Annotated in this window: 18 protein-coding genes; 6 read left to right on the top strand and 12 right to left on the bottom strand. The window is 69.8% G+C overall.

Annotation, left to right across the window (positions count from 1 at the left end):
* The first annotated feature begins 55 nt into the window (after positions 1 to 55).
* On the top strand, positions 56 to 1,807 hold the full coding sequence (locus OG883_RS33480; protein ID WP_266549690.1) for a serine/threonine-protein kinase: 1,752 nt from the start codon (positions 56 to 58) through the stop codon (positions 1,805 to 1,807).
* Positions 1,808 to 1,810: 3 nt separating this feature from the next.
* Here OG883_RS33480 and OG883_RS33475 read toward each other — a convergent pair whose 3' ends face one another.
* Both OG883_RS33475 and OG883_RS33470 read right to left on the bottom strand, forming a co-directional pair.
* The gene (locus tag OG883_RS33475; RefSeq protein WP_266548864.1) at positions 1,811 to 3,037 is read right to left on the bottom strand and encodes a hypothetical protein; all 1,227 of its coding nucleotides are present in this window, start codon (positions 3,035 to 3,037) and stop codon (positions 1,811 to 1,813) included.
* 76 nt (positions 3,038 to 3,113) lie between these two features.
* Entirely contained in the window at positions 3,114 to 3,521 is a 408-nt protein-coding gene (locus tag OG883_RS33470; RefSeq protein WP_266548861.1) for a hypothetical protein, read from the bottom strand.
* Between the two features lie 156 nt (positions 3,522 to 3,677).
* Here OG883_RS33470 and OG883_RS33465 point away from each other — a divergent pair, with 156 nt between their 5' ends.
* Genes OG883_RS33465 through OG883_RS33455 form a run of 3 tightly spaced genes read left to right on the top strand, consistent with a single transcriptional unit; the run spans position 3,678 to position 6,138 of the window.
* Complete coding sequence (locus OG883_RS33465) at positions 3,678 to 4,514, top strand: helix-turn-helix transcriptional regulator (RefSeq protein WP_266548858.1); 837 nt, start codon at positions 3,678 to 3,680, stop codon at positions 4,512 to 4,514.
* Positions 4,511 to 4,747, top strand: a complete 237-nt coding sequence (locus OG883_RS33460) for a DUF397 domain-containing protein (protein WP_266548855.1) — start codon at positions 4,511 to 4,513, stop codon at positions 4,745 to 4,747. Before OG883_RS33465 ends, OG883_RS33460 begins: the two co-directional genes overlap by 4 nt.
* A 20-nt stretch (positions 4,748 to 4,767) precedes the next feature.
* Positions 4,768 to 6,138, top strand: coding sequence for a cytochrome P450 (locus tag OG883_RS33455; RefSeq protein ID WP_266548853.1), 1,371 nt, complete (start codon positions 4,768 to 4,770; stop codon positions 6,136 to 6,138).
* Here OG883_RS33455 and OG883_RS33450 read toward each other — a convergent pair.
* The 3 genes from OG883_RS33450 to OG883_RS33440 form a co-directional block, all read right to left on the bottom strand.
* Entirely contained in the window at positions 6,125 to 6,388 is a 264-nt protein-coding gene (locus OG883_RS33450; RefSeq protein ID WP_266548850.1) for a hypothetical protein, read from the bottom strand. The two genes, OG883_RS33455 and OG883_RS33450, sit on opposite strands and share 14 nt — an antisense overlap.
* 148 nt (positions 6,389 to 6,536) lie before the next feature.
* Complete coding sequence (locus OG883_RS33445) at positions 6,537 to 6,938, bottom strand: hypothetical protein (protein ID WP_266548847.1); 402 nt, start codon at positions 6,936 to 6,938, stop codon at positions 6,537 to 6,539.
* Entirely contained in the window at positions 6,935 to 7,198 is a 264-nt protein-coding gene (locus tag OG883_RS33440) for a hypothetical protein (RefSeq protein WP_266548845.1), read from the bottom strand. Before OG883_RS33440 ends, OG883_RS33445 begins: the two co-directional genes overlap by 4 nt.
* A gap of 309 nt (positions 7,199 to 7,507) precedes the next feature.
* On the opposite strand from OG883_RS33440, the gene OG883_RS33435 reads away from it, so the two are divergent.
* Positions 7,508 to 9,034, top strand: coding sequence for a substrate-binding domain-containing protein (locus tag OG883_RS33435; RefSeq protein ID WP_266549687.1), 1,527 nt, complete (start codon positions 7,508 to 7,510; stop codon positions 9,032 to 9,034).
* A 122-nt stretch (positions 9,035 to 9,156) separates the two neighbouring features.
* Here OG883_RS33435 and OG883_RS33430 read toward each other — a convergent pair whose 3' ends face one another.
* Entirely contained in the window at positions 9,157 to 10,440 is a 1,284-nt protein-coding gene (locus OG883_RS33430) for an adenylosuccinate synthase (protein WP_266548842.1), read from the bottom strand.
* Between the two features lie 153 nt (positions 10,441 to 10,593).
* Between OG883_RS33430 and OG883_RS33425 the strand changes: the two genes are divergently transcribed.
* Entirely contained in the window at positions 10,594 to 11,445 is an 852-nt protein-coding gene (locus OG883_RS33425) for a diacylglycerol kinase (RefSeq protein WP_266548839.1), read from the top strand.
* 150 nt (positions 11,446 to 11,595) lie between these two features.
* On the opposite strand, the gene OG883_RS33420 is transcribed toward OG883_RS33425, so the two are convergent.
* The 6 genes from OG883_RS33420 to OG883_RS33395 form a co-directional block, all read right to left on the bottom strand.
* On the bottom strand, positions 11,596 to 12,801 hold the full coding sequence (locus tag OG883_RS33420) for a cytochrome P450 (protein WP_266548836.1): 1,206 nt from the start codon (positions 12,799 to 12,801) through the stop codon (positions 11,596 to 11,598).
* 252 nt (positions 12,802 to 13,053) lie between these two features.
* Entirely contained in the window at positions 13,054 to 13,713 is a 660-nt protein-coding gene (locus OG883_RS33415) for a response regulator transcription factor (protein ID WP_266548833.1), read from the bottom strand.
* Complete coding sequence (locus OG883_RS33410; RefSeq protein WP_266548830.1) at positions 13,710 to 15,074, bottom strand: sensor histidine kinase; 1,365 nt, start codon at positions 15,072 to 15,074, stop codon at positions 13,710 to 13,712. Before OG883_RS33410 ends, OG883_RS33415 begins: the two co-directional genes overlap by 4 nt.
* 51 nt (positions 15,075 to 15,125) lie before the next feature.
* Positions 15,126 to 15,995 carry an NAD(P)H-binding protein gene (locus tag OG883_RS33405; protein WP_266548827.1) on the bottom strand — a complete coding sequence of 290 codons (870 nt, stop codon included), beginning with the start codon at positions 15,993 to 15,995 and terminating at the stop codon, positions 15,126 to 15,128.
* 111 nt (positions 15,996 to 16,106) lie between these two features.
* Positions 16,107 to 16,775 carry a response regulator transcription factor gene (locus OG883_RS33400; RefSeq protein ID WP_266548824.1) on the bottom strand — a complete coding sequence of 223 codons (669 nt, stop codon included), beginning with the start codon at positions 16,773 to 16,775 and terminating at the stop codon, positions 16,107 to 16,109.
* Complete coding sequence (locus tag OG883_RS33395; RefSeq protein ID WP_266548821.1) at positions 16,772 to 18,064, bottom strand: sensor histidine kinase; 1,293 nt, start codon at positions 18,062 to 18,064, stop codon at positions 16,772 to 16,774. Before OG883_RS33395 ends, OG883_RS33400 begins: the two co-directional genes overlap by 4 nt.
* Positions 18,065 to 18,071: the final 7 nt, after the last annotated feature.

The following is an 18,071-nucleotide window of genomic DNA, read 5'->3' as shown; positions in this document are numbered from 1 at the left end:
CGACGTCGAACGCCGAACAGAGCATGTCCGGTATGGGGGGAAGGGCCGCGTGGCGATGGAGCAGCTGGCACCAGGGGATCCGCAGCACATCGGCGCCTACCGGCTGCTGGCCCGCCTCGGCGCGGGCGGCATGGGCCAGGTCTACCTCGCCCGCTCCGACCGCGGCCGCACTGTCGCCGTCAAGCTCGTGCGCGGTGAACTCGCCGAACAGGAGGAGTTCCGCAGCCGCTTCCGCCAGGAGGTCCGGGCGGCGCTGCGCGTCGGCGGCGAGTGGACCGCGCCCGTCCTGGACGCCGACACCGAGGCCCCCGTCCCCTGGGTCGCCACCGGCTATGTCGCGGGCCCCTCGCTCCACAGCGTCGTCTCCGGCGACCACGGCCCCCTTCCCGAGCGCAGCGTCCGCATCCTGGCCTCCGGCCTCGCGCACGCGCTGGAGAACATCCACGGCGCCGACCTCATCCACCGTGACCTCAAGCCCTCCAACATCCTGGTCACGATCGACGGCCCGCGCGTCATCGACTTCGGCATAGCGCGCGCCCTGGAAACGGTCACCGACGGTGGCCTCACCCGCACCGGCGCGCTCATCGGCTCCCCCGGCTTCATGGCCCCCGAGCAGGTGCGCGGCGACCGCGTCACCGCCGCCTGCGACGTCTTCTGCCTCGGCGCCGTCCTGGCGTACGCGGCGACGGGCCGGTTCCCCTTCGGCTCGGCCGACAGCGGCGTCCACGCGCTGATGTTCCGTATCGCGCAGGAGGAACCGGACCTGGCGGGCCTCCCCGAGGGCCTGCTCGGTCTCGTACGCGACTGTCTGAACAAGGACCCCGAGGCCCGCCCGTCGCTCGCGCAGATCCTGGAGCGTACGACCTCCGACGCGGACGGGGAGCCCTGGCTGCCGGGCGCGCTGATCGCCCAGCTCGGCCGCCACGCGGTGCAGTTGCTGGAGGTGGAACAGCCTGCGGACACACCGCCGGCGCCTCCGGCACATCCGGCACCGCCCGCACCGCCCGCACCCGTCGCACCGCAGGGCGAGCACGCGCTGCCGACGATGATCTCGGCTCCCTCGCCCCCGCCGCCGATGCCCGCTCCCCCGGCCCCTGCCCCGGCCCCGGCCCCGCCCCCGCCCCCGCCCCCGGCATACGGCTACCCGCAGCAGCAGCCCCCGCCGTACGGCTACCCGCAGCAGCAGCCGTACCCCCACCAGCCCCACCAACCGCACCAGGCCTTCCCGACGTACGCCCCCGAACCCCCACGCCGCGGCAACCGCGGAGCAACCGCCGCCCTGATCGCGGTGGCCCTGGTCGTCGCGGTCGTCGCGGGCGGCTCGGTCTACGCCTTCATGGGCAAGGACGGCAAGAAGACCGCCCAGCCGGAGGACCCCAAGCCGCAGTCGACGAACTCGGCCCCGACAACCCCTGGCACAAAAACCCCGTCCGCCACGCCCGGGGCCACGCCCGCGACGACCCCCGCGGCCGGGGGCGTCCCGGCGGAGTACGTCGGCACCTGGCAGGGCTCCTTCGAGACCGCCGACGGCACCAACACCCGCGTCATGACGATCACCCAGGGCGGGACGGGCGAGACCGTCATGACGCTGACCGGAACGGGCTCGAACTACGACTGCCGCTGGTCGGCCACCCTCCGCGCCTCGGGCCCCCCGCTCGAACTCGGCCCCACCCAGGTCACCTTCGGCGACCCGAAGACCTGCTCCCCCGGCCAGTGGAGCCGCCTGAACATGCCGAACGACACCACGATCGTGCGCGAACTGGTCGGCTCGAGCGGCGAACCCATCACGTACACGAAGACGAGCTGAGGCTCACACACCGAGCCTGATCCGGTAGACACGCCGCCGCGACGGGTGCTCACCGAGACACCAGAGGCTGGGCCGCGGACTCTCGTCGTAACTGAGGTCTTCGGGACCGATGGCGAGTACTCCGTACACAACCGGCGTGCCGTCCCGGCCCGCATGGCGCCACAGTCTGCCCGGCTCGGCGGGTTTGCCGGCCGGGGTGTCGACGTTGGCGGCGTAGTACGCATCCCTGCCCACGCTGACCGCGCCCTGCACCCTTGCGGTGTTGAGCGGCCAGTCGCCGTCGGACTGTCCGTCGTCGGCTATGTATCCGTTGGTGTCCAGCTCCCAGCGGACGGCGCGCCCCCTGCGCTTGTCCCAGAACTCGCTGACGACGAGCGAGTGCACGGAGCCCTGTGTCCGGTCCAGGGACGCCTGCGAATGCCACGGCCTGCCACTCGTGTTCTCGTACAGGTGGTGCAGCGGAAGGATGTAGTCGTAGCCGTACGCCTTGGCCTTGTCCGCTCCCGTCACCTTGGCCATCTTGCTGATGTCGAAGACGCTCAGTCCGCCCAGCCTGAAGTCCTTGTCGTCCCCGGGCCTGTTGGCGACATAGAGGAAGTTCCCGACCCAGGCGATACCCCCGGCGTGGATTCTCACCGGTTCGAAGGTGGCCCTGCGCTTCGGCCGCTGGACGGGTTCCACCAGCAGCACATGCTGGTATTTCGGATTCTCGGGATCTCCCGTCACGTCGGCAAAGGTGACGCGGGCGCCTCTCGGCTCGTAGTCGCCCTTGCCGTACCAGGTCACCGCCATGACCTTCTTGCCGCTGCTCGGCTCGACGCCGCCGTAGCCGTCGTAGCTGGTGGTGACGCCCTGTGGGTACCACTGCCTGGTCCTGCCGTCCAGTTTCCCGTGCGGGTCCTTGGTCTTGTCGTCCCAGGCAAAGCCGTACGCGAACCCGTCCGGCTTCCGGCCCTTTTCCTTCTCCCCGTCGTGCCAGTCCCCGGGGTCGATCCCGCGGCGAGTGGCGGTGGCGAGCACCGTCGCCACATTCGCCGGGGACAGACGTCCCTGAAGTCCGTCGCAGGCAGCGGCCCAGGTGAGATACCCGGCGTACCTGCCACGTCGCATCGTCAGGGTGAAACCGGGGGCCGCCGCCTGCGCCGTGGAGGGGACGAGAAGCCCGCCGGCCGTCGCCATCAGTGGGGCGGCGGCCATGCCGCGCAGAATGTTTCTCCGTGTGGTGTCCATGGCGATGGACCGTAGACACCGCACGACCGGCCCGTCCCGCTTCTCGCTGTCCGGGACATGTCCCGGACAGCGCAGGTCACTTCAACAGCAGGGCCGCCGCATTGAGCAGCAGCAGCGGGTGGACGAACCGCCCCGGTCCACTCGGCGGAAACCGCCACGACAGCGGCCAGGTACGCCCACGCAGTGCGGGCACGGGTACGTAACTCACGTGAGAGGGACCTGAGTTGAGGCGCGTCACACCGGGCGGCCACGGCCGGTGTGACGTACTCCCCGCCGGCAGGAGGAAGTACACGGACCGCCGCGCGTAGTCCTCTATGACAACGGGACCGGGATCGCCGCCGGTCATGGTCTCCAGCAGATCGGCGAGCCGACGGCCGTCGTCTCCGTCGACGCGGGCGGCATCGAATTGCACACCGGCCTTGCGGAGTTGAAATCCGGAAGCCGGAATCCAATCGAGGTTTACTTCGCGACTTTGCGTATCCACAAGAACAGTGTGGGTGAGCTTGGCTAGCGTTTTCCATGACTCGCAGAGGACGTCGGGCGGGGGTTGACCTGCGCGAACTTCCTTCAAAGTGAGTCGAATTCGGCGGGGACTGGTTGAGACCGGTTGAGTCCGGTTGAGTCGAAATGGTGATCGCAAATGGCACGAGCGGAGAACAAGGAAACGGCGGGTTCAGCGACGCGGTTGGTGGCGAATATTGCCCGCAAGATGCGTGTACGGAAGGGATGGACTCAGGAGCAATTGGGCAGCGAGCTCGGCTTCTCGGGCGCGGCGGTGAGCGCAATGGAGACGTGTGCGCAGCCTGCGAGCGACGAGATGCTGATCAAGCTGGAGCGGGTGTTGGGGGACGGTCTGGGGATCTTCGAGCAGGCGAGGGAGTACGTACGCCTGGACAAGCTCCCGGCTCAGTTCAAGGACTATGCAATGCTGGAGCAGCGAGCCCTGACACTGTGCTCGTACATCACGCTGGTCGTTGACGGCCTGTTCCAGACCGTGGAGTACGCCCGCGCACTGATCGGCGGCGGGTATCCCCCACTCTCGGACCATCGAGTGGAAGAGCTGGTCGAGGCGCGGATGGCCCGCAAGGCGCTCTTCGACCGCGACCCGCCCGCGCTGATCGAATTGGTGCTCGAAGAGTCTGCCCTGCATCGCACCGTCGGTAGCCAGGAGATCATGCGCAGCCAGCTGCTCCAGCTTGCCGAGTGCGCCCAGCGGCGCAATGTCACAGTCCAGGTAGTACCTCTGGACCGTGGGCGTCGGGGCGAACATGCAGGTATGCGAGGTGAGATGAAGCTGCTGGAGACTCCCGAGCATGACCACCTGATCTACATGGAGCCCCAGGACGAAAGCCTGCTGATCAGCGATCCTGCAAAGGTGAGTACCTACACCCAGCGGTATGCGAAGATCCGTTCACAGGCCCTGTGCCCGGACGAATCGCTGGGCCTCATCGAGCGGTTGGCAGGAGACCAGCAATGAGCGACACCCTGCGGTGGTTCAAGTCCAGCTACAGCGACAGCGGCGGTGCCGACTGCATCGAGGTCGCCTTCGACTGGCGCAAGTCCTCGTACAGCAGCGACTGCACCGGCAACTGCGTCGAGGTCGCCGCCTGCCCCCACAGCGTCCACATCCGCGACTCCAAGGTCACCGACGGCCCCACCTTCGCCGTCGCCCCCACCACCTGGACGAACTTCCTCGACTGGGCGAGCTGAACCCCTACGTAGGCGGAGCCATGACGATCACTGGCACACCGGTACCCGGTCCGGCGGGGCTGCCGTTGCTGGGCTCGATGTTCGAGCTCAAGCGGGACTCGCTCGGCACCTTCCTCAACGCACAGCGCGAACACGGAGACGTCGTCAGGATCACCGCGGGCCCTCCCGGACTGCGGGCCGAGCTGTACGCGGTGTTCTCCGCCGAGGGCGCCCAGCAGGTACTGGCCACGGAATCGGCCAACTTCCGCAAGGACAACTCCTTCTACCAGGAGGTCCGGGAGTCGTTCGGCAACGGTCTGCTGACCAGCCAGGACGCCGACTACCTCCGGCAGCGGCGGCTCGTGCAGCCGCTGTTCACGCGCCGCCGGGTCGACGGCTACGCCGACTCCATCACCGCCGAGACCTCGGCCATGCTCTCCACCTGGCGCAGCGCCCCGGACGCCACCGTGGACGTGGCCACCGAGACGACCCGGCTCACTCTGCGTGCGGTCGCCCGCATCCTGTTCGGCACGGACGTCGAGGCGGCGGTCGACGTCGTGGAGCGGTGCTTCCCGATCATCGGGGAGTACACGCTCACCCGCGGCTACTCCCCCGCCAACTTCCCGCGCAGCTGGCCCACTCCCGCCAACCGGCGGGCCGCCGCCGCGACGGACGAGCTGTACGCGGTGTGCGACGGGATCATCGAGAAGCGCCGCGCCCACCGCGGCTCCGCGACCGGCGACGACCTGCTCACGCTCCTCAGCCAGGCCGAGAGCGCGGAGGACGGGAGCCTCGACGCGTCCGAGATCCGCGACCAGGTACTGATCTTCCTGCTCGCCGGGCACGAGACCACGGCGACCTCGCTCGCGTTCGCGCTGCATCTGCTGGCCCGCCATCCGAAGGAGCAGGAGCAGGCGCGGGACGAGGTCGTCCGCGTACTGTCCGGGCGGCGGCCCGAGGCCGCCGATCTCGACGCACTCCCGTATCTGACGAAGGTCCTCAAGGAGGCCATGCGGCTCTACCCGGCGGGGCCGGTCGTCGGACGCCGGGCCGTCGCCGCTGCCGAGGTCGGGGGGCACACGATCCCGGCCGGTGCGGATGTGATCGTGGCGCCGTGGGTGACGCACCGCCATCCCCGGTACTGGGACGACCCGGAACGGTTCGACCCGGAGCGGTTCACGCCGGAGCGCGAGAAGGAACGCCCCCGGTATGCCTGGTTCCCGTTCGGGGGCGGGCCACGGGCCTGTATCGGTCAGCACTTCTCGATGCTGGAGTCGGTGCTGGCGCTCGCGATGATCCTGCAGGAGTACGAGCTCGCGGCCGTCGATGTCGAGGTCCCGGTGGACACGGGCATCACCCTGCGGGCGGCTGGTCCGGCGAGGTGTGTGCTGCGCCCCGTCACCGCCCGCTGACGGCCGACCCGCCGGGCCGGGGAGCCCTGACCTGCTTCCTGCCCGGGAAGTCGACGTCGGCCCCGGCGGGAGGAAGCGGCCGGTGGCCTTCGGAATGATCGTTGACCCAGCCGCAGACGCCGCAGGCGTATCGCCCGTCCAGACCGGCGACGCGTGTGCCGCACTGACGGCACTCGGTCTCGGTGATGTCCGGAGCGATGACCGCCTCGGGATCGGACAGCGGCTCGGTGTCCGGCAGCCAGTTACTCATGGCCGCAGGCTACCGCCGCGGGGTCGGGGCGCGGGCCTGATGCCCCCCGTACCGCCGGCACAGGAGAAGCCCCCGGGGGAGCGCCCGTCTGCGCCTGCGCGCCGGCTGCGGGGCCCGGGCGCGATCCCGGGCCCCGCGGCTGGGCCTGTCAGCGCTGCTCGGGCAGCCTGATCGTCCGTACGAGCGGCATGTCCGCGTACAGATCCGGCAGCGCGGTCACCACAGGTCTTCCGTCCGGCCAGTCGATGGTCGGGCGGGAGAGGTGGATGGCGTGGCCGATCCGCCACTCCACACCGTCACGCACGAGCGCCCCTACTGCCGAGGCGCCCGCGAAGTCCAGCTCCACGATCTCTGCGGCGGGCAGAGCCCCGATGTGGTCCGCCAAGCCCCTTCGTGCGCCGTCGGCCGCCGCAAGACACATGGCCGGGACAAAGACGTGCCGGGTTGGTCCCCGCTGCGTGTTGGCAATGAACTGTGAAGCCAGGACATTGCCCGAGCCCAGCGCGAGCAGTGCAGAGTTGTCGTAGACGACTGCCGTGGAACGACTCACAGGCTGTCCACAGGCCGGCCGGCCTCGAGCTCCTGCCATACGTTCTCGGCCCTGTCGTGGTCCTCGTCCGTGAGGGTCACGCCGAAGTGGGTCTCGCAGTACGCCTTGGTCTCCTCGTACCGCTTCTGGAGCTCCTCCTTCGTCGGCGTCGCTCCCGCCAGCTCCGCGATCAGGTCGCGCATCGTCATGCCGCGCTCGCGGGCAAGCACCAGGAGGCGGTCGCGGACAGCGGGGTCAACCTTGACGGTGGTGTCAGCCATGACGGCAGTATACCGCCGGTATACCGTCTCGGGCGGGGCAAGTAACAAGGTCATTCGTCTTCGCTTCCGTTCGGCCGGATGGCACGTCATGCGCCATGGATTGGGCATGTGCCAACGGACTATGCCAGCGCCAGAGTTGACCCACCCGCCACATCGAGATCGTTCACCCGTCAGAGTGAGGTCGCCCCACCCCCGCCCGACACCCTGAACGGTCGGCGAACATCCGGCGTCGGAACCGCCAAGCCGCTCCCCCGCCGCTCGCACTCTCGTACGGTGGCCGCGCCCGCGAAGGAGTGCGAGGAGAACCCCGTGGAGTGGCTCAGCGCCGAGAACGTCGTTGCCGTGCTCACCGCCGTGCTCGGCATCCTGGCCTCCGCCGGCGTGCTCTGGTACGAGCGCCGGGTACCGCGCCGCAAACGCATCGGCTACCGCGTACAGATGGACACCCCCATCGGCAGCAACGTCCGCAGTGGGCGGCCGAACATCCGGCTCGGGCTGTTCAACGAGACCCCGGACATGTCCGACGCCACCCTCGTACTGCTGCGCATCGAGAACGACGGCTCGCAGAGCATCGCGGACAACGACTACACCGGCCGCGAACTGCACGGCCTGACCGCCGAGTTCACCGACCGCACCATCCGGGCCATCGCCGTCACCCAGCCGCCCGGCGCCGACCACCTGATGGACCACTTCGCCCCGGCCGCGGGCATGCGGCACACCGGCAGCACGATCTATCTGCCGCGCGTCCCGCTCAACCGCGGCCAGCACTTCAAACTGCTGGTGCTGCTCACCGGCGCGGGAGTGGGCAGCGAGGTCACCGTCACCGGCGGCATCCGCGACGGCGAGGTGATGCCCAACCGGAGCACGACGCCCGACGACAAGCCCCCGCAGTTCAGCAGACCCGCCCGGCTGATCACCGTGCTGCTCACCGCCTGTGTGGTCACGCTCGCGTCCATCATCGTCGTACGGGAGGACGCTCCGCCGCCCATCGGCTGCGCGAAGGGCGCGCTGACCGTGACCGGATCCACCGCCTTCGCCCCGGTGGTGCAGGAGCTGGCGAAGAAGTACGAGAACGACTGCGAAGGGGCCACGGTCACCGTGGACGCCCATGGCAGCACGGCGGGGATACGGGCACTGGCCGACACGGGCGCCCGTGCCAAGAAGGGCTCCCCGGCGCTGATCGCCCTCTCCGACGGTCCCAAGCCGGACGGCTATCCGCAGCTGCGGGACACCCGCGTCGCCGTCTCCGTGTTCGCCCTCGTCGTCAATGACCGTGTGCCGCTGCGGAACCTGTCGATCGCCGACATCCAGAAGCTCTACCGGGGAGAGATCAGCAACTGGAAGGACCTCGGCGGCCCCGACCTTCGCGTCCACCTGGTCAGCAGGGACGCCAACTCCGGCACCCGCGAGGTGTTCCAGCGCCGCGTACTGGAGCGGAACGAGCCGGCCAACTCCTCCCGCGACTGCGAGCGCAAGGACGATCCGGAGGCGACGGTCGTACGCTGCGAACTCGACAGCACGGAACAGGTGCTGACGACCGTGGCCCGGCTGCCGGGCGCGATCGGCTACAGCGAGCTGCGGGCCGGGACCGGCCTGAAGGGGCTGCACCGGCTCGACATCGCGGGAGACGCCCCGTCCGTCGACGACATCGGCAAGAGCGCGTACCCGTACCGGGAGATCGAGTACGCCTACACCTTCGGCCAGCCGCCCGCCGACTCACTCGCCTCCAGCTTCCTCGGCTACCTGAGCCGGGGCAGCGGGCAGGACGTCATCCGCACCCATGGCCATCTGCCGTGCGCGACCCCGAAGGGACTGCGCATCTGCGGCGAGGACTGAACGCCGGCGCCGCGCCGCACGTACCGGTATCTGGAGGAACGCAGAGCGCCCCGGCCGGCCGAAAGGCCGGCCGGGGCACTCTGCGAGAACCGGGGCGCTCTGCGGGAAAACGGACTCCCGGATCAGATGAACGAGTTGATCTCGATCGTCTCGGTACGGCCGGGGCCGACGCCGATCGCCGAGATCGGCGCGCCCGACATCTCCTCCAGCGCCTTCACGTAGTCCTGCGCGTTCTTCGGCAGGTCCGCGAAGGTCTTCGCCTTGGTGATGTCCTCCGACCAGCCCGGCAGCATCTCGTAGATGGGCTTCGCGTGGTGGAAGTCGGACTGGCTGTACGGGAGCTCCTCGACGCGCTTGCCGTCGATCTCGTACGCGACACACACCGGGATCTGCTCCCAGCCGGTCAGCACGTCGAGCTTGGTGAGGAAGAAGTCCGTGAGGCCGTTGACCCGGGTCGCGTACCGCGCGATGACCGCGTCGAACCAGCCGCAGCGGCGGTCACGGCCGGTGGTCACGCCCCGCTCGTGGCCGATGCGGCGCAGTGCCTCGCCGTCCGCGTCGAAGAGCTCCGTGGGGAACGGGCCCGCGCCGACACGCGTGGTGTAGGCCTTGAGGATGCCGATGACCCGGCTGATCTTCGTCGGGCCCACGCCCGCACCCGTGCAGGCGCCGCCCGCGGTCGGGTTCGACGAGGTCACGAAGGGATACGTGCCGTGGTCGACGTCGAGCAGCGTGCCCTGGCCGCCCTCGAAGAGGACGACCTTGCCCTCGTCGATGGCGTTGTTCAGGATCAGCGTGGTGTCGGCGACGTACGGCTTGAGCTGCTCCGCGTACTGGAGCATCTCCTCGACGATCTTGTCGGCCTCGATCGCGCGCCGGTTGTAGACCTTGGCGAGCAGCTGGTTCTTGGACTCCAGCGCCGCCTCGACCTTCTGCTCCAGGATCGACTCGTCGTAGAGGTCCTGGACGCGAATGCCGACGCGGTTGATCTTGTCCGCGTACGTCGGGCCGATGCCACGGCCGGTCGTGCCGATCTTCCGCTTCCCGAGGAACCGTTCCGTCACCTTGTCGACGGTGACGTTGTACGGAGTGATCAGGTGAGCGTTTCCGCTGATCAGCAGCTTGGACGTGTCGACGCCGCGGTCGTTCAGCCCGCTCAGCTCGGAGAGCAGAACCGCCGGATCCACAACGACGCCGTTGCCGATGACCGGAGTACATCCGGGCGAGAGGATTCCGGAAGGGAGGAGATGCAGCGCATACTTCTGGTCGCCGACGACAACCGTGTGGCCGGCGTTGTTACCGCCCTGATAGCGCACAACATAATCCACGGATCCACCGAGCAGGTCGGTGGCCTTTCCCTTGCCTTCGTCACCCCACTGAGCACCGAGCAGCACAAGTGCGGGCACAGGCGTACACCCCTTCCGGGCGGGGCAAGACCAAGGTCAGGGGGCCTGAGCCGTGCCTGAGTCTTCGGACCGGTTGCCCCGGAATAGACGAAGCCCCTGGCGCAATAGCGCAAGGGGCTCTTGCACAAAGATGCTACCCGAGGAAGGACCGAGGTGTCGGCTCACGACCAGCTACTGGTGGTCATCGACCCGGTCGCCCGCCGAAGTGACGGCGAGTCCGTGCGAATCGCGAAGGATGTGCTGTGTGGCGGGGCGGAGGCGAAAATCTGCCTCCCCGAGGGACCGGAGGAGTTTGCGCGGGCGCTCGCCCGCAGAGGCAGTCGGCGGCCCGTGGTGGTCGGCGACGACCGGGCTCTGCTGCGGGCGGTGGCACTGCTGCACCGGGACCGGTGGCTGGGCGACGGGGCGCTGGGGCTGGTCCCGGTAGGGGCGTCGGTGGAGCTGGCGCACTCGCTCGGCGTGCCGGAAGGGCCGGTGGCGGCGGCGCGTGCGGTGCTGGACGGGGCCGTACGCCGTCTTGACCTGCTGGTGGACGAGAGCGACGGAGTGGTGCTCGGCGACCTGAGCATCCCGGCGGCACGGGGACCGGCGCGGGGAGCGACCACTTCCGTCACGGGCGTCTGGGTGTGGGACACCTGCCGCTCCCTGGTCCGCACCCTGGTGCGGCCGGCGGCGCCGCCCGCCCAGGTCGTGCGTACGCACCGGCTGCGGGTCGAGGCGGACGGCGTGCTCCTGACCGACCTCGACAGGGTGGTGGAGGCGGTCACGGTTCGCGCGGGCGACGGGCGCGCGGAGGTGACGGTCCGCCACGGCGCGGACACGGAGCCGGTGAAGGCGCGTGCGCTGACGGTGACGGTGTCGGGAGCGGACTTCCGATACCGGGCGGATGCGCTGATCACGGGGCCGGTACGGACCCGGACGTGGACGTTGCGGCCGGAGGCGTGGGGTTTGACGCTGCCGGCGGTGGCGGGTGCGGAGGCGGCGGCTGCCGGGGCGGGGAGTTAGCGGGGCCGGGGGCCGGCGGGGCCGTACGCCGTCCGGCAGCCGGTTCGTCCTCAGACGCCGGACGGGCTGATCCGCTCGGGCTGCCCCGAGGAACGCGCGGTGCCCGGACCCGTGGCGGAGTCCGGGCGCCATGCCTTTCGTACCGGTCGGCTACAGCTGTACGAGGAGCTCCTGGACGCCGCGGATGACATAGCCCGGCTTCCACACGGGCTCCGCCGCGAGCTTCATCGTCGGGGCCTCGCGGAGCAGCTCACCGAAGGACGCGGCCAGCTCGATGCGGGCGAGTGGGGCGCCGAGGCAGTAGTGGATGCCCGCGCCGAAGGTGACATGAGGATTGTCGGGGCGGGAGAGGTCGAGGGTGTCCGGGTGGTCGAACTTCGCCGGGTCCCGGTTGGCCGAGCCGAAGAGCAGAGCGAGCTCGGAGCCGCGCGGGATGACCGTTCCGTCGATCTCGATGTCGTCGAGAACCCAGCGCTCGAACATCTGGAGCGGGGTGTCGTAGCGCATCAGTTCTTCCACAGCTGTGGACAGAAGGGTGGGATCGGCACGGAGGGCGGCAAGCTGCTCGGGGTGGCGGAAGAGGGTCCACCAGCCGTTCGCGGTGGTGTTGACCGTCGCCTCGTGACCGGCGTTCAGCAGCAGCACACAGGTGGAGATCATCTCCTGCTCGCTGAGCCGGTCGCCCTCGTCGTGCGCGGCGATGAGCGCGGAGATCAGGTCCTCGCCTGGCGCGGTGCGCCGCCGGGCTATCAGCTCCCTCAGATACGCGCTGAATTCCAGCGATGCCCGCACGGCGCGGGCCGCCGTCTCCTCGGAAGGGTTCAGCTCGAACATCCCGCAGATGTCCGCCGACCAGGGACGGAGCAGTGCGCGGTCGGCGGCCGGGATGCCGAGCATCTCGGCGATGACGGCGACGGGCAGCGGCTCGGCGACCTCGGCGAGCAGATCACCCCCGCCGGCGTCCCGGACCCCGGCGACCATCTCGGCGGCGAGCCGCTCCACGGTGGGTACCAGCGCCTCGACGGTCCGCGGAGTGAAGGCCTTCGACACGAGCCGCCGGATGCGGGTGTGGTCGGGGGCCTCCAGATCGAGCATCCCGTTGTCGTTGAGCGTGTGGAACGGCTCGTGCGCGGCGGGCGGGGCCGTACGCCCGAACTCCTCGTGCGTGAAACGGTGCAGATACGTCCGGCCCAGCCGCCGGTCGCGCAGCAGCGCGGAGACATCGGCGTACCGCGGGACGAGCCACTGCCGCGTCGGCTCGTAGTAGTGCACCCGGCCACGGGAGCGGAGCTCGGCGTAGGCGGGGTAGGGGTCGGCGACGAATGCGGGTGACCAGGGGTCGAACGTCTCTGCCATGGCCCGACGCTACCGGCCGGGGTGCGCTTTCCCCAGCCCCCAGCCCCCAGCCCCCCAGCCCCCTGCCTTCCCGGCCCCGCAGCTCGGCGTACCCGCGTACCCCCGCCTCCCCGGACCCCGCGTCTCCATCGCCGGCGGGGGCCGCATGGCAGCCCGTCCGGCGATGGAGGACACGGCCGAAGGCCGTACGGGCTCTGGGGGCCTGCCCCCAATTACGGGAAGGGGCGGAAAGGGCGGGCAGGGGCACACCGCCTAGCCCGGGGTCACCAATCGCGCCTCGTACGCGAACACCGCCGCCTGCGTCCGGTCCCGCAGCCCCAGCTTCACCAGCACCCGGCTCACATGCGTCTTGATCGTGGACTCGGCCACCACCAGATGCGAGGCGATCTCCGCGTTCGACAGGCCCTGCGCGATCAGGACCAGGACCTCCGTCTCGCGCTCCGTGAGATCGCCGACCTGGGTCAGGGCCGCCGGGCGCGGGGTCTGCGAGAGCTTGGAGAACTCCGTGATCAGGCGGCGGGTCACGGTGGGCGCCAGCAGAGCCTCGCCCGCCGCCACCACCCGTACGCCGTCGGCGAGCTGGCGGGCGGAGGCGTCCTTCAGCAGAAAGCCGGACGCTCCGGCACGCAGCGCCTGGTACACGTACTCGTCCAGGTCGAAGGTCGTCAGCACCAGCACCTTGGACTCGCTGTGCGCGGCGACGATCTCGCGGGTCGCCTCGATGCCGTTGAGCTCCGGCATACGGATGTCCATCAGCACGACGTGGGGGGCGAGCTCGGCGACCTTGGAGACCGCCTCGCGGCCGTTCACCGCCTCACCGACGACCTCGATGTCGGGCATCGCGTTCAGCAGGACCGAGAAGCCCTCGCGCACCATCATCTGGTCGTCGACGACCAGAACACGGATCGTCATGAGGTCTCCCCGGAGTCGGCCGCGGCAGCGGTTTCGGTTGCGGCGACCGCGGCGACCGGAATGAAGGCGGTCACCTCGTAGCCGCCCTCCTCCGTGGGCTCCGCGGTCATCTCGCCGCTCAGCATCGTCACCCGCTCCCGCATGCCCGTGATGCCGTGGCCTGCTCCCGGCGAGGCCTTGACCAGGCCCTGGGGCGCGGTGTTCACGATCCGCAGGCCCAAGCCGCCCAGCACATACGAGAGCTCGACCTTCGCCGACGAGCCCGGCGCGTGGCGCAGTGCGTTGCTCAGCGCCTCCTGGACGATCCGGTACGCCGACAGTTCGACGCCCTGCGGCAGGTCGCGGACCGCGCCCGTCACCGTCTTCTCCACCTCCAGGCCCGCCTCGCGGACGTTGGAGAGCAGGTTCTCGATGTCCGCGAGCACCGGCTGCGGAGCATCGGGGGCCTGGTAGTCCTCCGCCCGTACGACTCCGAGGACGCGGCGCAGCTCGGTGAGGGCCGCCACCGCGTTCTCGCGGATCGTGGCGAACGCCTTCTCCAGCTCGGGGGGCGGGTTCTCCACCCGGTACGGCGCGGCCTCCGCCTGGATCGCGACGACCGACATGTGGTGGGCGACCACATCGTGCAGCTCGCGGGCGATGGTGGTGCGCTCCTCCAGCAGCGTGCGCTTGTCGCGCTCGACGGCCGTGACGGTCTGCTGCGCCGCGACCTCCTGCTGCGCCGCGCGGCGCACATGCAGCACGGTCACCACCAGCAGTACGAGCGCGGAGACGAAGAGCATCGCCGGGGTGTCGGAGACTCCGCCCTGGGAGAGCACGACCTCGGCGAAGAGGCCGTACGCCCCGGTCAGCGCCCACATCCAGCCGGCGGTGCGCGGCCGGGTCCTCATCGCGACCACCGTCATCACCGTGAGGTGTGCGAGGAAGGTGCTCGGCAACCACGGCCAGCCGTCCCAGTAGTCGGCCATCACACCGGCAACGGGCGTGGAAGCCAGCGAGAGCCACCAGGCGCCGACCGGCCTGAGCAGCGTCATGACGACCGCGGCGGCCGGGACGAGGCCCGTCACGATGTATTGGATGCCGTCCTCGTGGAAACTCGCCAGGATCATCACGAACAGGGCGAGGCCCACCACCGTGGCGTGCGGCATCCAGCCCGCGCACTCACGTATCCGGCCGGGGAGCCGGCGGGCGAGGCGACCGCCCGTCCGCCTCTGCGGGAGCGGGCGGTAGGCGAAGGCGTCATGGAACAGGTCCTGGCGGAGGCCGCTCAATGCGCCCATGGCCAGGCGGTACTCGGGGCTGCGGGTCTTCTCGGTCACGCTATGAACGGTAAGCGGAAGGACGGACGCGGTCGTCAGCATCGCTATGGATCCTGCCGCGTCCGTCCTGAGTACTATCCGCCGTGCTGAGTGTTACGCGCAGAACGCGTCCGCGTGCTCCTGTGCCCACTCGGCGAAGGTCCGTGCCGGGCGGCCGGTGACCTGCTCGACGGTGTTGAGTACGGTCTTTCCCTCCGGCGGGGTGTCCCGGTAGACCATGATCAGGAAGTCGATGACGTCCTGCGGATGGCCCGACGCCTCCCACCGCTCCCGCGCCTGCTCCTCGCTCAACTCCACCAGACCGATCTCCCGGCCGCGGGCCGCGGCCAGGATGTTCACCTTGTCCTGGACGGTCAGCGCCTGCGGCCCGGTGATCAGATAGTCCTTGCCGCCGTGACCGTCCTCGGTGAGCGCGACCGCCGTGACCGCGCCGATGTCGGTCTCGTGGACCATCGCGCTGAGCCGCCCGACGAACGGCTCCTGGACCTCGTTGTCGCTGCGGATCGACTCGGCCCACTCCAGCGCGTTCGACATGAACTCCACCGGCATCACCACGGTCCAGGCCACCTCGCTCGCGCGCACCGCGTCCTCCAGCGGGGACGGGCCCCCGCCGTGCAGCACGGTGATCCGTCGTACGCCCGCCTTGCGCGCCAGCCCGACGATCTCCCCGCCGGTCTCCAGCGGGGCGAACAGTGCGCCGCCGAAGGTGATCAGATGCACGCCGGAGACGCCCTCCAGCGCGGGGACCAGACTCGCCGGGTCGGTGAGGTCACCGCGCACGACCTCGACACCGTCGGGGAATTCGGCCGTGGCGGGGTTGCGGGTGAGGGCGCGGACCGTGTGGCCGCGACGCAGCAGTTCGGCGACGATCTGCCGGCCGACGCTGCCGGTCGCTCCGGTGACCAGGACGGTCTGGTGGTTGCTCTGGTGGTTGCTCTGGTGGGGGCTCTCTGGATGCGTCATGGGAACACCGTAGGAAGGCTTGCGGTCAGTTTCTGTCCTCGACCAACCCGACGTCCTCGACCGACCGGACGTCCTCGGCCGACCGGACGTCCTCGGCCGACCGGACGGCTGTCAGTAGCCCGTGGGGCGTACGAGTCCTGTCTCGTACGCGAACACCGCCGCCTGCGTACGGTCCCGCAGCCCCAGCTTCACCAGGATCCGGCTCACGTGCGTCTTCACCGTCTGCTCCGCCACCACCAGCCGGCCGGCGATCTCGGCGTTCGACAGGCCCTGCGCGATCAGGGTGAGCACCTCTGTCTCACGCTCCGTCAGATCGCCGACCCGCTCCTTCAGCGGGGCCCGTGGTGCGCCGGCCGTCCGGGAGAACTCCGATATCAGCCGCTTGGTGATGTTCGGCGAGAGCAACGCGTCGCCGGCCGCCACCACCCGTACCGCTTCGGCGAGCTGATGGGCCGACGCGTCCTTGAGCAGAAAGCCGGACGCGCCCGCGCGGAGCGCCTCGTAGACGTACTCGTCCAGATCGAACGTGGTCAGCACGAGGACCTTGACGGTGGCACCCGGGGCTTTGGTGACCCGGCGGGTGGCCTCGATGCCGCCCAGCTCGGGCATCCGGATGTCCATCAGGACGACGTCGGGGCCGAGTTCGGTGACCTTGGTGATGGCGTCGAGGCCGTCCACGGCCTGGCCGATCACCTCGATGCCCGGCTCGGCGTTGAGCAGCACCGTGAATCCCTGTCGGACCATCGCCTGGTCGTCGGCGATCACCACCCGGATCGTCATGCGTTGTCCTTCGAAGCTTGCAGGGGCAGGTGTGCGGTGACTTCGTAGCCGCCGTCGGGGGTGCGTCCGGCGGCGAGACCGCCGCCGAGCATGGCGGCGCGTTCGCGCATGCCGAGCAGACCGTGGCCCGCACCGGGGGACGGCGGGGCGGGCTCCGTCGGGGCGGTGTTGATCACCCGGACGCCCAGCATGCTCTTCTTGTACGCGATCTCCACGCGTACGTGGGTCCCGGGTGCGTGCCGTATCGCATTGCTGAGCGCCTCCTGGATGATCCGGTACGCGGACAGTTCGACGCCGGGCGACAGCGGGTGCGGCGTGCCGGAACGGTCGGTGGTGATGCTCAGGCCGGCGCTGCGGACGTTCTCGACGAGGGAGTCCAGCCGGGCGAGAGTGGGCTGCGGTGCGTGCGGGATGCCCTCCGAGTCCTCGGGGTTCTTGGGGTTCTCGGAGCGCAGGACGCCGAGCACGCGGCGGAGTTCGGTGAGCGCTTCGAGGGCGTTCTCGCGGATGCCCTCCAGATTCTCCTTGAGTTCGTCGGACGGATTCTGTACGAGGTGCGGAGCGACCTGCGCCTGGATGGAGATCACCGACATGTGGTGGGCGACGACATCGTGCAGCTCGCGCGCGATCCGGTTGCGCTCCTCGAGCAGCGTGCGGCGGGAGCGCTCCTCGGCAGTCAGCGACTCCTGCTCGACGAGCTGGTCACGGGCCACACGGCGGCCGTGCAGCGACGTCCCGATGAGGACCACGACCGCGTACACGAGCGCGGCCGTGACGGACGTCGAGCTGTACGCCGCGTGCTTCCCGAGCACGAACGCCTCGAGGACGAACCCGACGGTGACGGTGACCAGCAGCGCCTTGACGGCGACACGTGTCCGGACGCGCAGGGCGAGAAAGAACAGCACGGCGGCGTTGGCTATGATCCCCGCTACGGTCCACGGCCAGATCTGCCCTCCGAGCGAAGCGTTGGCCAAGGCGATCGCGGTCACTACGGCGATCGCCAGCGATATCCACCAGCCTGCGAGCGGTCGGCGCATCGCACACAGGATCGCGGCGGCGGTGGCGGTCCCGAGCAGGACGCCGTAGCCGCCGCCCACCCCGTGGCTGATCAGATCGTTCGAGCCGAGGATCGCGTGGGCAACGATGCCGTAGACAATCACGACGTGCGGCAGCCACCGCAGCAAGCGGGGGCGGGCCATGGGCGGAAGCGGCATCGCTTCGAAGTTCCACAGCTCAGGGGGGCGCACAGCCGCGCGCTCCCATCTGTTCAGGTTCTTTTCGTCCGCCACGGGATGA

The sequence above is a fragment of the Streptomyces sp. NBC_01142 genome, from assembly GCF_026341125.1.
Classification (GTDB): domain Bacteria; phylum Actinomycetota; class Actinomycetes; order Streptomycetales; family Streptomycetaceae; genus Streptomyces.
Note: the sequence above shows the minus strand (reverse complement) of the source record. Positions and strands in the feature narration are given on the sequence as shown.

Excerpts from the sequence above, each read along its gene's own strand:
- OG883_RS33450 (WP_266548850.1), bottom strand. The coding sequence starts at position 6,388 with ATGAGTAACTGGCTGCCGGACACCGAGCCGCTGTCCGATCCCGAGGCG.
- OG883_RS33460 (WP_266548855.1), top strand. The coding sequence starts at position 4,511 with ATGAGCGACACCCTGCGGTGGTTCAAGTCCAGCTACAGCGACAGCGGC.
- OG883_RS33400 (WP_266548824.1), bottom strand. The coding sequence starts at position 16,775 with ATGACGATCCGGGTGGTGATCGCCGACGACCAGGCGATGGTCCGACAG.
- OG883_RS33465 (WP_266548858.1), top strand. The coding sequence starts at position 3,678 with ATGGCACGAGCGGAGAACAAGGAAACGGCGGGTTCAGCGACGCGGTTG.
- OG883_RS33480 (WP_266549690.1), top strand. The coding sequence starts at position 56 with ATGGAGCAGCTGGCACCAGGGGATCCGCAGCACATCGGCGCCTACCGG.
- OG883_RS33440 (WP_266548845.1), bottom strand. The coding sequence starts at position 7,198 with ATGGCTGACACCACCGTCAAGGTTGACCCCGCTGTCCGCGACCGCCTC.
- OG883_RS33410 (WP_266548830.1), bottom strand. The coding sequence starts at position 15,074 with ATGCTGACGACCGCGTCCGTCCTTCCGCTTACCGTTCATAGCGTGACC.
- OG883_RS33455 (WP_266548853.1), top strand. The coding sequence starts at position 4,768 with ATGACGATCACTGGCACACCGGTACCCGGTCCGGCGGGGCTGCCGTTG.
- OG883_RS33420 (WP_266548836.1), bottom strand. The coding sequence starts at position 12,801 with ATGGCAGAGACGTTCGACCCCTGGTCACCCGCATTCGTCGCCGACCCC.
- OG883_RS33405 (WP_266548827.1), bottom strand. The coding sequence starts at position 15,995 with ATGACGCATCCAGAGAGCCCCCACCAGAGCAACCACCAGAGCAACCAC.
- OG883_RS33415 (WP_266548833.1), bottom strand. The coding sequence starts at position 13,713 with ATGACGATCCGTGTTCTGGTCGTCGACGACCAGATGATGGTGCGCGAG.
- OG883_RS33475 (WP_266548864.1), bottom strand. The coding sequence starts at position 3,037 with ATGGACACCACACGGAGAAACATTCTGCGCGGCATGGCCGCCGCCCCA.